The following is a 14586-nucleotide window of genomic DNA, read 5'->3' on the forward strand; positions in this document are numbered from 1 at the left end:
AAGACCTTGTTGTTCATTCTTTTTCTTCAAAGCTCATTAAAAATGCAAATCTCATTTGTTCTGCAAATTGATGGGACTCAATTTTACACCCTTTAATGATCCATTTCGTTGTTAAGGAGACAAATGCATTCGCATAAAATTCTTCTAAAAATAAGTGATCAGAATCATTCAACTCATTCTCTGCGTTCTTTTTAACGACAAGAACTTGATTGATCAAAACCTTTAAGTGTTGCGTATAATATTCTTGAAACGAATTTTGCCCTTCAAAAAGCAAAACATTACGATAAAAAAGTTGGTTTTCCTCAAAATAAATAAACAAATTTTCTACAATGACCTGCCAACCTTCATACGCCAGATTATCTTCAATTTTTTCAATAGCCTCTTGTTGAAAAATCCAATCCACCAAATCAAATTTGTCCTGAAAATGGTCATAAAACGTTTGGCGTCGCATATTACTTTCTTGCATGATTTTTGCGATCGTTACTTTTTCAAAGCCAATTTGTGCTACGAGCTTTTTAAATACCTTCGCGATTTTCTTTTTCGTAATCAATGATCCTGTCATTTATCTGCACCTTTAATTTCTTTATTGCCTTTATTGTACCAGTTAATCGACAGTAAGAAAATCAATGCTCCTACGAATAAATAAAAAAGATAAAACTGACTTGATTTCCCAGTTTTATCTTTTGATCACTTTTTATAAATTTTGTCTTTCTAATGTTCTTAGCGAGATATAACCAAAAACCACGATTGATATAAGCGTAAGGAACACTTGGAAAATATAACTTCCAGTTGAGCTAAAATCAAATGAGTAAGCTAACGATTTTAAAATCCCAATAATCAAACTACTTAAAATATTGAAGCCAAAGAATAATAAGAAGGACAAATTTTTACCTTTCATTATAATACATGAAGTAGCAATGACCATCAGCATATTTAAATAACCTAATAAAGAGTCAACCATAAATTTACCAAAACTCAAATCTGTATAATAAAACGCCGAATTAAATCCTTCCGCAAAACTATCCCATGAATCCAGTTGTACCAATTTTATCATAAATAGAATCGTTGGAATCAGTGCAATCATCAACATCATCACAATTGTACAAATAAAAATCGCACCAATTTTTGCGAAAAATAATTTCCGTCTATTTACACCAGACGCAACCATCATTGCCATAACGTTATTCTTATAATCCATCGAAATCATGTGAAATGGATAGACATACGCAAAAATTATATTAGCCAAAACTACGATAAACCCAACTAGTACAATCGTTCCCACCATTGATGCAGTAGCACTTGATCCATAATATGAATCTGAATTGTCCGCTAATACATTCAATGTAAGTATCGTTAAAATAATGTTCACTACCCCAATCACTCCAGCAGTGATCAAAAAGCTTTTATCTCGTAAAAATTTAAATAATTCCATTTTAAAAATCAGTTTTCCAGTCATTATCGCCCCTCCTAATTCAATTTCTCATCTAAAATTTTCACTTTAGATAACTCAGAAATCTCAATTGCATCCTCTATCAAGCGTTGTTTCACAAGTGCCCAACGTTCATCAGAGATGTCCAATTTCACACCATCTTCAGCATCTACTTGATAATAATAATTCACTTCATCTAAAATTTCTTTTAGACGAGTATTATTTGTTGTCTCGATACGGCGAATTTGTTTTTCCTTTTCAACATTGATATCAATCGTTTCTGCAATCCGACCACGATCGATCACATACACAATATCACACAATGCTTCTAGGTCATTTTGGACATGACTAGAAATTACTAATGTTAATCCTTCTTCCGTCAATTGTTTTAAATATTTTTTAAACCACTTAACGGTATCGATATCTAAGCCACGGAATGGCTCGTCTAAAATCAAAACTTCTGGTTTGTGCATCAACGCAATCAATAAAATCAATTTTTTCTGCATACCATATGAATATGTTTTTACTTTTTGATCTAAAACAGCATACAGATCTAACTCTCTTGCTAAATCTCTCGCTTTTTCTTCATCAAAATTCCCACGTAAGCCTGAAAAATATTGAATGTTAAACCAACCTGAACGATTCGAATAAACAGACATACCATCTAACACGATCCCAACATTTAATAACACTTCATTATGTTGTTTGACCGAAATATCATCAATCAAAATTTCTCCTTGATAATTGGCAATAATGTTGGTCATACATTTAAAGAACGTTGTTTTACCAGCACCATTATGACCAACTAGACCATACGAAGTGCCTTTTTCAAAGTCAAGTGAACGGATGTTCAAAACTTCAGCACGACCATAGCGCATAACTAAATCCCTTACTTTAATTTCCATAGTAAACTCCTTTAATTTTTTGTTTTTTTACTTCGTTCTACACCCTAAATAAAAATGTAACAATACTAGTTTATCATGTTTTTTAATGTATATGGAGAGAAATTAAGAACTGAGAGTAACTTACATTCGTCACTCTCAGTTCTTACACCCTTACTGTCCTTCGTTTTGTCGCGCAAGATATATTTCTAAGTATTCACTCAACAGTTTATACCCTTCCATCTTTTGCTCGACTTCTTTAGGACAATAAATCCATTTCCCCATGACTTTTCTTTTCTTAGATAATATGTTTACTTCTTCTAAAAAGTCATTCAAATCATCAATCAATTTTTGCGTGCTTAATTCGTTGCCTAATAAAATATCTTTTTTCTCTCGCTCATAAACGGTTGCCCATAAATAAGGTAATACTTCAATACTGCGAATATTGGCATAAAAGTCATCTTTTGGCATCATTCCTTTATGCCCCATACCTCTTCCTAGTTGGAAAAGTGAATGGATATCCCACTCTAATTTTTTCAGGCGACGTAATGAGGGTCCTTGTGCCTCTTCAGCAGAGCGATTATTTTGATCATACCCTTCTTCCAAAGCCCATGAACTTTTTGCCTCAGTCGTTTGAGGATGTTTCTCGGAAACTCGATCAAGCATTTCTTCGATCGCTAACGTCACAGTCGGTCTTTCTTCTCCCATGTCGGCCGTTGCTCTTGGTCGATTTGCTTGCAGGAATGTCTCTTTTGACGGAAAACTTCTGCTTTCTTGTGTCACTGGTTTTGATGGGGCTGGAGCAGCCGGTCCTATCATTTGACTCGTTGATTTTGCCACAGGTGCTTTTTGAACCGCTACCGCTGGTTCTTTCTTTACGATTGGAGCTGTTTGACTTTGACGCATTTTTTGTTCTAATTCAGCAATTTTTTGGTGCGCTTTGATCAATTGGATATCCACTTTCCCAACAGTTTGGGTTAATTTTATGATTTCTGTCGCATTTGATTTTAATTGTTCTTGGTCTTTTTGATGTTGTTCAGCTAGTTTTATTGTAGAATCGCTTTTTGTCAGTTTTACGACAGGTATTTTTTTCTTTTCCGTTTTCACTGTTGCCAGTTCCGTTTCGACACTTTGCAATTTCTTCGTCAATTGATCGATCACTTGATTCAACTTAATCGTTTCTGATGCTGTTTCTTGTAATTGTCCATGATCTTTTTCGATTCGTGCCAATGCTTCTGAATCTGGCTTTGTTTCTAAAACAGTTGATTCTACTGTACTTAATTTATTATTTATTTGTTGTAATTGCTGTGCAATACTCGTGACTTCTTCACTAGTTGTTGCTAGTTTATCGGCTAAGAGATTTTGTTCATTATTTGTCTTCCTAGCTGTAGAAAAATTCAGTTTAGGTCTAGACGCTGGTTTATTTTTTTCAATGGTCTCGTTTAATGTTAAGACTTGTTGATCGGTTTGAGTCATTCTTTGCGTTAGCAAATCAATCTTCTTTAAGGCTTCTTCCAAACGGGTTTCTAAAGACGGCCCCGCTTCTTCCCCAGCGCCAAATGTAATCTTAAACTTAGGCGGCATTTTGGGTTTCGGCAGATTATTTAATTTATCCTCTACTTGCATTTTGAAAGATGCAAACTCTTTGATCAGCTGCGTTATTTTCGCATCTGTCGCCTTTAATTGTTTCGCATTTTCAGATTCCAATGCCTCTTTTGCTGCAACTTTACTTTGGACTACTTTCACTACTGGTGGTGTTTTCTTTCCTTTAACAGCTTGAACTTCCTTATAGATATCATTTAGATTTTCACTAAATTGATTCATCATTTCCGTTAGTAGTAAAACTTCACTATTTGTCTCCTGTAATCCTTTCATCATTTCAACAGGAACTTCTTCCGTAAAACTAGAGACATGTTCTAAAGGCAATTCAGGAACTTTTAAGCTACTAATCCACGTACGTAAATCGCTAATTTGCAACTTGCTAAGCGGGTGTGCTAAAGCAATTAATAGCGTAACATAAACCGCTTTTTGCGTTACTCGTACATAAAGATTTTTTGCAACGCAGTCTTCAAATTCCTGATTAAATTGTTCAGGAAGATCCGTTAAAAGTTCTTCAAATTGTTCTGGTTGTTCATAATCCGATGACCCCTCGAACTTCCTTAATAGGTAAACAGAATATTGACTCAACACTTCATCTGAGTATATCTCTTCTCCTAATCGGTTTGCTTCGATTTCTTTTCTTAAAAAAACTTTTTTATTTTCTGTTGTATTTTTTGTGATAGTCAACTTTTCCATATGTACTAACGGCCCCTTTTTTACTTATACCTTGCCCTCTTATTAAGAAATATTTTTTATGGTTCTATATGTATCATGTCTTTTTTTTAAACAATCATCTTTAATTTTACCTTAAAAACCTATAGATTTGTTTTCATAAAATGCGCTGATATAGTAAAAAAATGAGAATAACTATTTAAAAAGACACATTTATGTTCTTTTTTAATTAATTCATCATCGTGAAATCACACAAAAAAGACAACATAAAACGATGAATCGTTTTATGTTGTCTTTTGTTATTCTTTATATTTTTTTTCAATTCGCCGATCTGGAATGATCCACATAATCAAAATCCCAATATTCACAATCAATACAAAATAAGGATGGAGCAGAAAACCTAAAATCAATCCTACTATATTCATAATAATCGTAATATACGATTTATTATAGCGTTGAAATAATTCACTTAATGTAGAATCCGAACCATTCACTCTTATCAGTTCTCTCGTTAATATCAGATATGAAATATTCGCTAATAGCGTCATTATACCGTAAGTTATCTGTGGAATTAAGCTATCAATGAAATCACCGACCCATGCTGTCGCAAACGGAACCAATGTTAAAGTAAAAATAAAAAAATTATTTGCCCAAAGTACCCGTCCATCGATTTTATGAACTAATTGGAACATGTGATGATGATTATTCCAATAAATTGCCAGCATGACAAAACTCACTATATAGATAAACAGTTTCCGTTCAATACCAGCTAAACCAGCTAATGTATCTGTCGTAGGCTGATGTAATTCTAAAACTAAGATAGTCATCACAATCGCAATGACGGCATCTGTAAAGGCTTCTAGTCTTGATTTCGACATCTTTTTTCATCTCCTTATTTTTATTTTACGTTCTTTTTCAGTTTATGCAATCAATTTGACCCGCCTAAAGATGGAGAGAAAATCAGCCTTTAGATGGATTCTTCACTGACAGATTCTTGCTATACTTTATTCATAGAGAACGAGAGAAAAAATGGAGGTTTTAAGAATGAGACAACAATCGATGATAATGAATATATTACTAGTAATTGGGTTATTTTTCGTTGGAAGCATTGTATTAAGTATTGTACTTGGTTTATTGAGTGGTCTGTTATGGCTTGCGATCAAGATCATGATTCCTGTGGCTATCGCAGTTTGGTTGGTTCGTATGATTTCAAGTCCTTCAAACCGTCGTAGATATTACTAAACACAACAAATAATTCAACATAAATAAAAAAAAGAGCTGGATTAAATCCAGCTCTTTTTTTGTTTATTTGCTTATATCACCACGAAAAGCTTGTTCAAAACTATCGAAGTAATTCATTGAACCTTTTGTTTGAATTTCCCATTTATCTTCTTTTTTCTTCATTACTACTTTAAAACCATCACTGTAGTTATCGATACTAACTGGTTTTGTATTTTTGAAAATCTCAGGTAATTTATCTAACACGGCCTTTTGAGCGGCTTTATTTCTCTCACTAAAATCTTGATCTCTATTCGCATCATAATATTCATCGTTTGCCGCATCCATATCATCTCTCATTTCCTTAAAAGATAATGCTTCCACGTTAACTGTTACTTCCGCTACATCAGGGAAATAAGAAGTGATTTCATAGTCAACAGTCGCTACTTTAGCGTTATCTTCTCTAAATACTTTCGCCAAAGCCATGCCTTCTTCATCCGTTACTTTGTAGTCATAAAATTGTTTCTTGATTGCTTTAGTAAAGTTTTCATCAAAGTTTTTAACTGCTTCATCACGATCATTCGCTACAAGCTTGTTATAATCTTTATTTTCAGTCGCTAAAAAGACTTCGTCAATAAAAGCTGTTGCACTCTTAGTTGCATCTCCACTATGGTCTTTGTATTCAGATGTATCAACATCAAGAATAATTGGCTTAGGTTCTTCTTTCCCATCATAAATTCTTGGTTCAAAGTGTAACTTGTATTCTGCTTTTTTGTCTACTGGGAATACAATGTAGCCTGTTTTACTTTTTTTACCAGAAATTTTTTCATACGAAAGAATAGGCGTTTTGCTATCATCTAAAAAAAGGCTTAACGCTTCGATTTTACTATCATCTTCATCGTAAAGCATGATATCTGTCGCACTCATATCCAAACTTTTATCTGTTTCATTTTTGATTGTTACTTTTAATGCTAGAAAGCCTTCCCCATCTTCTGCTTCCTCATTTTTTGGAACAACGTATTCCCCTTCATCGATCGAAATAGAAGCAACTTTAGATTTTGATGCTTTCTTTTCTGTTTTAGTATCTTCTTCACTTTTCTTAGAAGAACCTGTCCCTCCGCATGCTGCTAATGAAATTATAGCAACTGCTGATAAAAATACTAACCCTAACTTCTTCATTTCATTCTCCTTCTAACTATTTATTAGACACCATTCTATTTTACTATAGTTAGAAGGAGGATTTATCTCAATCTTATTGGGATTGTTTCAATTTTTTGAGAATTTAAGATCCTTCGTTTATATCGCCTATATACATTTTATTTTTATGAAGAAATAGCTGTTGGTCTTTGATTGTGTCAATCGCTTCTACTGCGTACTCGATTCCTTTATGATAATCTTTATGCACTTGCTTTGAAACAGTCAAAAGGTTGCTTTCATGATCACTCCCACCCTCTGATACAAAAACTAAATGATGAATTTCCATTTGTTGATTACTAGCAGGTATCCTAACACCAAACCGATTCGTTAGTGCTAAATCCTCTCCAGTTATTCTACAATAAAATCGATCTCTACTGGCAATTCTATAGGGCAATGTCGAAACACCGCGTTTGAAAAATGTAGTTTTACCGTAATTTCGACTACAAGTGTCTGAACAAAATGATTTACGTCGACCTTCTAAAGGTTGATTACACCATTTGCATAAGCGCTTATTTTCTCTAAAATCAATCGTTTTAAATCCTAATTCTTCTCCAAAAGCTTTTTCGTATTCATAAAGACTTAACCATCGTCTTGTATAGGTATCTGTATTTTCTTCTAAACGTAGCTGACTGCCTTTGGCTTTATACTTATATTTATCTGGTATTTCTTCAACAATCTCTTGGATTTCCTTTTTCCTTTCTTTAGAAAAAGCAGAAAAATCATTTGCGGTCAATTCACCTACACCAAATTGACCAACGCTCTTACATTTAAAACAAATATAAAACTGCGGTAATTCTGACTTTTCTTCTGGAAAAAGCAATTCAACTTTTCTTGAACATTTTGGGCAATAAGCTTTAGGTAATTTAAATCGATGATAGCTCATAAAGTCAGTCCTTTGTATTTTTTTCTATTATAACGTATTTTTCAATTTAAAAAGTAGAGGATGGTTTGAAAAAACCATCCTCTACTTTCTTATTAAGAGTTAGACATTACCCTAATTCTTCAGTTTTTTTAACGATTTTTTTAATTTCATGAATCGCCTTCTTTTGTTCTAAATAGCTTTTCACTTTATTTTCATCGCTATCGATTTTGCCTAAGGTTGTATCTAATTTATCGATTTCAGTGTTGATTTGATACACAAGTGAAGCTTGATCATCCATCCAATTTTCAGCATCTTCAACTGCTTTGTCTTGTGCTTTTTTCTCTTCTTTTTCAATCTTGTTTTCTTTGCGGATAATTGATTTTACTTCATGCAAAGCCTTTTCTTGTTCGAAAAAATGTTTGATTTTGCTATCTGTCTCTTCCATTTTTCCAAGAGTAACATCTAGCTTGTCCATTTCTTTCCCTATTTTTTCTACTAACTTTGCTTCTTTTTCTGCGTAATTTTTCATCGCTTGTTCCTCCTTGTTTTATCTAAATGCGTATACGATATGTGTGATACCAAAAAGCATAAAATAAAAGCCAACTAGAAAGCTCAATGTTAATGCTGAAGATAACGGGTTCATCAATAACATGACTCCTAAAATAATCCCTAAAATATCTACAACTAATGTAAACCAAAAGTATCCAGGACTAACGGATTTTGCCAAATCTAACGCAAATAACCCGAATACAGAGTCTAAAATAAACCAGACTGCAAAAATAAATGGTAATGCTGCAACGCCGATATTTAAGTTAAATAAGAAATAAACCCCAATAATGATATCGATCACACCTAAAATAATTGGTGCATAGGCCTTATATCCTGTTAATTCTTTTAATCTGTTGCGAACAAATATTTCGAAAATTCCTTTTAAAATCGCAAATAACGCAAATACCATCACAATCGCAATCAAATTGCCAGCTGGATCTTGAAATGATACTAATGCTGTTAAAACAAATAGAATTCCTAAAATCATAGAACCCCAGTCTATACCTCTTCTGCTTGTTTCCTTCATACTATCTCGCTCCTTTTTAATTCTATCTACAATTTTATGGTACTCCTAAAAAATGACAAGGTCAAAGCAAAAGGTTTAAAAAAATAAGAAATACTATTACATCACCGATAAATCATCCCACTATATTGCTTTACAACATAGTAGATTCTTGGTATATTGTATTACAAGTTACTCATTCAAAAGGAGGCGCTCATTTGGATACTACCCAAATGCTAAAAGGATTACTCGAAGGTTGTATCTTAAAAATCATTCAAAAAAAGACAGTCTACGGATATGAAATGATTACTCTGTTATCAACCTATGGCTTAAATATGGTCAGCGAAGGAAGTATTTATCCAATTTTACTCAAGCTTCAAAAACAACAATTAATCTTAGGTGAAATGCGTCCTTCCTCAGAAGGGCCGAAACGAAAATATTACACTTTAACGCCATCAGGCGAAGCTTATTTACAGCAATTTGAAAAACAATGGACTGTGATTTCCACAGGTGTAAACAATATTATTGAAAAAGAAAATGAGGGTTGAAAATGAATGCAAAAGAATTAGTCGAACAAAATAATCAGCTAAGAAAACAACTGAATCCAGAAAATAAAAAATACTATGAAGAGATTTTAGTTTACATCCGAGTAAACATGAATAAGAAGGAAAAACAGACTGAAGAAATTCTCTTAGATATTTTACAAGATATTCTCGATGCCCAAAAAAACGGTACTTCAGCACACGTATTTTTCGGTAAAAATCCGAAAGAAATCAGTGATGCTATTTTAGCGGAATTACCAAACAATTCAGGCAAGGATTTAATGAAATTTGTCTTGATGGTTTTTATTTTGCTCCTTCAATTCAATTTATTTACACTTCTCTTGGAACCTGTGATCGTTGTCAGTTTCTTCAAAACAGGTCTTCCGATTTTATTATTGGCCCTAGCAATCGTTTTTATACTTGCCGCCGTGAAATACAGCAGTTTCTCAAAAAAAGCGAGTTATTCTTTCGCCTTATCAGCTTTTATGTGTTGGGTAGCGACTTTTCTAGTACCAGTCATCGATAATAAAATGAACGGAATAGGGAAAACAGTGATTCTTTCTCATCAACTGTTTGCTTTCATTCTACTGATTTTTTCTGGAATCATTTTAGTAGGATACTATTTAGAAAAAACTAGTTTTTTAGATGCTGTCCCAACCGTTATTCTCGCCGTTTTTGAATTGACCATTTTAATAGGACTAGTCAATCCGACGACATTCTCTTTAGCTAGTAAAACTATTTTTTCCACACTATTATTGCTGTTGATGTTTGTCCTTCCTTCTGTTCAACTTTATATGCAGGAAAAAAAGAATTGATATAAAAAAATACAGGAGCCAAAAACAATAACGTTTTGGCTCCTATATTTTTATTTTTTCTTCCCCATCGTTTTAAATGCTCGTTTGATGACATCAAAAAATCCTAATGACTGTACCATATGATCTGGTGCGACATATTCTTGCATTTCTCTTAGTACTTTTTTCGGTTGCTTAGAAGAAAAGGTAAACGTACCATTTTTCTTTGTCTGGATAGCGTAACGCGGAATCCATTTCCCTTTAAACATGACAGAAGCGATCACATAATCAACTTCTTCCCACGGAATTTGAACGAATTTTCGAGTATCACGAGAATTATAAAATTCAAAACCTTTATCGCCGATCATAATCTTCCCATAATCCGTAAGTCCCGTAAAAGCGGTGGCATCCGTTATGAAATCTACCTTAGTATTCAGTGATTGAACCATTCTATCTGCTCCATTTCTTCCGTGATCTATAGTCTCCATTATATGTGTTTTCACCCAATTAAGCTATGTAAATGAAACTTGGGACAAAACCAACTGGCTTCATCCCAAGCATAAAACGCACAGACAAATTATAGTAATCCGACTACGTGACCTAACACGCCTACTACAAACAAACCAAGAATGATAACGATTGGAGAAACTTTTTTCTTCAATAACCACATACACAAGAATGTAAGTAATAACGCTGCTAAACCAGGAATCAATTGATCCAAGTTATTTTGTAATGTTGTGACTTTCATTGCAGAAAGAGCTTTACCTGAGCCAACTTCTTCAAAGGCTTTTTGTAGACCTTCGCCATTGATTGGCAGTTTGTCCCATTCAACATACGCGCCTTTATCTAACTTAACCGTAGAAACGATTGGGATAAACTTGATCGATACCCACCGCTGTACTAAGGCTGCCAGGACGAACATACCGAGGATCGAAGCACCTTTTGTTACATCTTGCAATAATCCGCCTGAAAGGTCTTCTGTGATCTTAGAACCAGCTTTATAACCGAATTCTTGTGTATACCACATAAATGACCAACGAATTAAGTTCCAAGCGACGAAGAAAATGATTGGGCCTAAGATATTTCCACCAATTGCCAGTGAAGCACCTAGTGCACCTAACATCGGACGAACAGTAAACCAGAACACTGGATCACCTACACCAGCCAAAGGTCCCATCATCCCAACTTTAACCCCTTGAATTGCTACATCATCAACAGGAGCGCCATTGGCACGTTCTTCTTCAAGAGCTAATGTTACACCAAGAATTGGGGAAGCAATGTATGGGTGTGTGTTAAAGAACTCTAAGTGACGTTTTAGTGCAGACGCACGATCTTCTTTTGTTTTATATAATTTTTTGATCGCTGGGATCATTGAAAATGCCCAACCACCATTTTGCATACGTTCATAGTTCCAAGAACCTTGGATGAATGTAGAGCGCCATGCAACGGCTAAACGATCTTTTTTTGTTAATTCAATTTTTTCTGCCATGTCTCTTTCTCCTCCTCTTGTTTTAATAGTCGTTCAAGATATCGCCCAGTGGATCACCAGTATTGCTTCCACCGCCGCTACCATTTGAAGAACCACCCATTTTAGAAAGGTTCAAGTAGATTAACGCTAAAGCTACACCTAAAGCACCAAGTGCGATCAATGTTAATTGAGAAATTGCTGCTACAACGAAACCAATGATAAAGAATGGCCATACTTCTTTGGTTGCCATCATGTTGATTACTAATGCGTAACCTACAGCTACGACCATACCACCACCGATTGCCATACCTTCAGTTAACCATGCTGGCATTGATTCTAATGCTGATTGCACTGTTTCTGCTGGAATGAATAAAAGAGCTGCTGCTGGAATTGCAATACGAATCCCTTGCATACATACTGCTAAAATGTGCAACATTTCAATTTTTCTGATATCGCCTTTTTCAGCCGCTGCATCCATCATATGCACGATCGGTACAGCAAGTGTACGAACGATCATTGTTAAGAAAAGACCTGCTACTGCAAGTGGTACCGCAATCGCGATTGCTGATGGAACACCTTTAACACCTTGTCCGCCTAATACTAAAATAATTGCTGATGCAACAGATGCTAACGCTGCATCCGGTGCTACTGCGGCTCCGATGTTCGCCCAACCAAGTGCGATCATTTGCAATGTTCCGCCAAGAACGATCCCAGCTTCCAAGTTACCTGTTACTAAACCGATTAAGGTACATGCCACTAACGGTTGGTGAAATTGAAATTCATCTAGAATTCCTTCCATACCAGCTAGAAAGGCAACTAAAATTACTAAAATAATTGTTATAATAGACATGATAAGCCTCCTATTTTCATTTGAATTTTTGAATTATTTTGAGTGTGCTTCTGCTAACTCATGTTTCGCTTTTTTAAGAATTTCATCCATATTAGCCTTAGAATCATTTGGAACTTTACGAACGTCAAATTTAATACCTAGATCTTCTAATTTCTCAAAAGCTTCAACGTCTTCTTGTCCCATTGATAATACTTTACTTACGACTACTTTACCGACTGAATGTGCCATAGAACCAACGTTTACTTCTTTGATATCTACGCCTGCTTCAACTACTTTTACCACATCTTCTGGATTTTCAAATAGCAATAATGCTTTTGTATTCCCAAAACGTGGATCTTTTGAAATTTCAATCATTTTACTAATCGGAATAACGTTCGCTTTTACGCCTGGAGGAGCGGCTTGTTCAATCAATTTTTTACGAAGATCATCTTTAGAAACAGCATCTGATACAACGATAATTCGATTTGGTAAAACTGATTTTGTCCAAGCTGTTGCTACTTGACCATGTAGTAAACGAGAATCGACACGAGCTAAAACGAATTTGATTTTGCCGTCACCGACAACTGTACCTTCAGGTAATGCACCTTTTGGCTGAGTATCTTCTACAACAGCTTTTGGTGCTTCAGCAGGTTCTAACTCTTCAGGTTTGATTCTTACGCCTTCTTTAGCTGTTTCAAGAATATGTGTTGCGATTTCTTGAGCAGAATTCATTGAGAAACGAGACGCATAGGCTTCGATCAACATTGGCAAGTTCAAACCACTAACGATTGCCCATTTGTCTTTATGTTCTTCAAACAAACTGTTTGCTTGGTTAAACGGTGTTCCTCCCCATAAATCGACTAAGAACAATACTTCGTCTTCTTCTTCAAACGTTGCGATTGCTGCTTTTAATTTGGCTTTTAAATCATCTGGGCCTTCGCTAGGCATCAATACAACTGCTTGTACTTTTTCCTGTTCGCCAAAAATCATGGAACCGGATTGTAAAATGCCTTGAGCAAACTCCCCATGGCTAGCAATAATAATTCCTACCATAATTTGATACCTCCTATATTTTTTTCAATTACTTTTCACCACAACCAGCTTCACAGATGAAAACACATACTAGAAAATATAAAAAGAAAAAATGCGTTACTCAGCTTGTGTTCTCAATCGCTTCTTACGATCTGTTAGATGATTTTTGATGAGTACTTACTACTAAACGACCACTACATGTATCAACTTTGATCGATTGGATCACTCCTTCCAATTCTATCCACAAGTTACGACATTTAACATTGAGTCAGTCATTTTCATTTATATAGAATCTGAAAAAAGAATCATACTAACTGCTCTTTTTTCAGCAATTCCATCAAATCTACTTGGTTGTCCGCAACCACTTTCCGGATTTCTAACGCAATCCCTTGATGATGTAAATAATTGAATGCATCAATATCCTCTTGATTAACCGCAACTGCATTTGTGATCATCCGTTTGCCACTCGTAAAACTCATTCCACCAATATTTACAGAGTTAAATACGACGTGACCTTCAACCACTCGTTGTACATCTTTTGGGTTTGTGAACAACAACATTACCTTTAAGCTGTCAAAACGATCATCTGAAAAAATATCGATCATCTTTTCAACAGTAATGACATTTACTTTTACACCAGGCGGCGCTGCTTGTACTAATAACGCCTTTCTTAGTGTATCGTGCGCAACGGCATCACTAATGACTAAAATCCGGTTTACATTGGTACTTTTGGTCCAGACAGTCGCTACTTGACCATGGATCAAACGGTCATCTATTCGTACCAAACGAATATCCATCATGTATTGTTCTCCTTCTTATCATTACTCTGATCCGTAAATTCTCACTATATTAGTAATAAAATACTACGATTAACTTTTTTTTACCAAAATAAAGACTATAGAATCGACTAAATCAGGAAAGTTGAGCAATTGAACAATAGGCAGATTTCACCTACTGACTTATTTAAAGCAATTATCGTGCCAAAAATAGTGTATTGTTAAAACAACAGAAAAAC

General features: G+C 34.8%; 17 protein-coding genes. 3 read left to right on the forward strand and 14 right to left on the reverse strand.

Annotation, left to right across the window (positions count from 1 at the left end):
- Nucleotides 1–13 precede the first annotated feature (13 nt).
- From dhaS to I586_RS12820, 5 genes are all read right to left on the reverse strand, one after another.
- Complete coding sequence (gene dhaS, locus I586_RS12800) at nt 14–562, reverse strand: dihydroxyacetone kinase transcriptional activator DhaS (protein WP_010766566.1); 549 nt, start codon at nt 560–562, stop codon at nt 14–16.
- 132 nt (nt 563–694) lie between these two features.
- Complete coding sequence (locus I586_RS12805) at nt 695–1456, reverse strand: ABC transporter permease (protein WP_010766567.1); 762 nt, start codon at nt 1454–1456, stop codon at nt 695–697.
- 11 nt (nt 1457–1467) lie between these two features.
- Nucleotides 1468–2334 carry an ABC transporter ATP-binding protein gene (locus I586_RS12810; RefSeq protein WP_010766568.1) on the reverse strand — a complete coding sequence of 289 codons (867 nt, stop codon included), beginning with the start codon at nt 2332–2334 and terminating at the stop codon, nt 1468–1470.
- A 150-nt stretch (nt 2335–2484) separates the two neighbouring features.
- On the reverse strand, nt 2485–4605 hold the full coding sequence (locus tag I586_RS12815) for a coiled-coil domain-containing protein (protein ID WP_010766569.1): 2121 nt from the start codon (nt 4603–4605) through the stop codon (nt 2485–2487).
- 275 nt (nt 4606–4880) lie between these two features.
- Nucleotides 4881–5459, reverse strand: a complete 579-nt coding sequence (locus I586_RS12820) for a TMEM175 family protein (RefSeq protein ID WP_010766570.1) — start codon at nt 5457–5459, stop codon at nt 4881–4883.
- Between the two features lie 166 nt (nt 5460–5625).
- Here I586_RS12820 and I586_RS12825 point away from each other — a divergent pair, with 166 nt between their 5' ends.
- Nucleotides 5626–5823, forward strand: a complete 198-nt coding sequence (locus I586_RS12825; protein WP_010766571.1) for a hypothetical protein — start codon at nt 5626–5628, stop codon at nt 5821–5823.
- A gap of 63 nt (nt 5824–5886) precedes the next feature.
- Here the strand turns inward: I586_RS12825 and I586_RS12830 are convergent, their stop codons facing one another.
- The 4 genes from I586_RS12830 to I586_RS12845 form a co-directional block, all read right to left on the reverse strand.
- Nucleotides 5887–6978: a DUF5105 domain-containing protein gene (locus I586_RS12830; protein ID WP_010766572.1), complete on the reverse strand. Its 1092-nt coding sequence runs from the start codon at nt 6976–6978 to the stop codon at nt 5887–5889.
- A 103-nt stretch (nt 6979–7081) separates the two neighbouring features.
- Nucleotides 7082–7879, reverse strand: coding sequence for an HNH endonuclease (locus I586_RS12835; protein WP_010766573.1), 798 nt, complete (start codon nt 7877–7879; stop codon nt 7082–7084).
- Nucleotides 7880–7985: 106 nt separating this feature from the next.
- On the reverse strand, nt 7986–8387 hold the full coding sequence (locus I586_RS12840; protein WP_010766574.1) for a hypothetical protein: 402 nt from the start codon (nt 8385–8387) through the stop codon (nt 7986–7988).
- Nucleotides 8388–8405: 18 nt separating this feature from the next.
- Nucleotides 8406–8933 carry an HdeD family acid-resistance protein gene (locus tag I586_RS12845; protein ID WP_010766575.1) on the reverse strand — a complete coding sequence of 176 codons (528 nt, stop codon included), beginning with the start codon at nt 8931–8933 and terminating at the stop codon, nt 8406–8408.
- A gap of 194 nt (nt 8934–9127) precedes the next feature.
- Between I586_RS12845 and I586_RS12850 the strand changes: the two genes are divergently transcribed.
- Both I586_RS12850 and I586_RS12855 read left to right on the forward strand, forming a co-directional pair.
- Nucleotides 9128–9457 (forward strand): PadR family transcriptional regulator, encoded by a 330-nt coding sequence (locus I586_RS12850; RefSeq protein ID WP_010766576.1) that lies wholly within the window; start codon nt 9128–9130, stop codon nt 9455–9457.
- A 2-nt stretch (nt 9458–9459) separates the two neighbouring features.
- Nucleotides 9460–10266 carry a DUF1129 domain-containing protein gene (locus I586_RS12855; RefSeq protein ID WP_010766577.1) on the forward strand — a complete coding sequence of 269 codons (807 nt, stop codon included), beginning with the start codon at nt 9460–9462 and terminating at the stop codon, nt 10264–10266.
- 50 nt (nt 10267–10316) lie between these two features.
- On the opposite strand, the gene I586_RS12860 is transcribed toward I586_RS12855, so the two are convergent.
- The 5 genes from I586_RS12860 to I586_RS12880 form a co-directional block, all read right to left on the reverse strand.
- On the reverse strand, nt 10317–10691 hold the full coding sequence (locus I586_RS12860) for a DUF956 family protein (protein WP_010766578.1): 375 nt from the start codon (nt 10689–10691) through the stop codon (nt 10317–10319).
- Nucleotides 10692–10819: 128 nt separating this feature from the next.
- A complete protein-coding gene (locus I586_RS12865) occupies nt 10820–11731 on the reverse strand; it encodes a PTS system mannose/fructose/sorbose family transporter subunit IID (RefSeq protein WP_010766579.1) in 912 nt (303 codons plus the stop codon).
- A gap of 22 nt (nt 11732–11753) precedes the next feature.
- Complete coding sequence (locus tag I586_RS12870; protein ID WP_010762081.1) at nt 11754–12560, reverse strand: PTS mannose/fructose/sorbose transporter subunit IIC; 807 nt, start codon at nt 12558–12560, stop codon at nt 11754–11756.
- A gap of 33 nt (nt 12561–12593) precedes the next feature.
- Nucleotides 12594–13592 (reverse strand): mannose/fructose/sorbose PTS transporter subunit IIA, encoded by a 999-nt coding sequence (locus I586_RS12875; RefSeq protein ID WP_010766580.1) that lies wholly within the window; start codon nt 13590–13592, stop codon nt 12594–12596.
- A 284-nt stretch (nt 13593–13876) separates the two neighbouring features.
- Nucleotides 13877–14371 (reverse strand): mannose/fructose/sorbose PTS transporter subunit IIB, encoded by a 495-nt coding sequence (locus tag I586_RS12880; protein ID WP_010766581.1) that lies wholly within the window; start codon nt 14369–14371, stop codon nt 13877–13879.
- Nucleotides 14372–14586 lie beyond the last annotated feature (215 nt).

This window comes from Enterococcus moraviensis ATCC BAA-383, from assembly GCF_000407445.1.
Classification (GTDB): domain Bacteria; phylum Bacillota; class Bacilli; order Lactobacillales; family Enterococcaceae; genus Enterococcus_L; species Enterococcus_L moraviensis.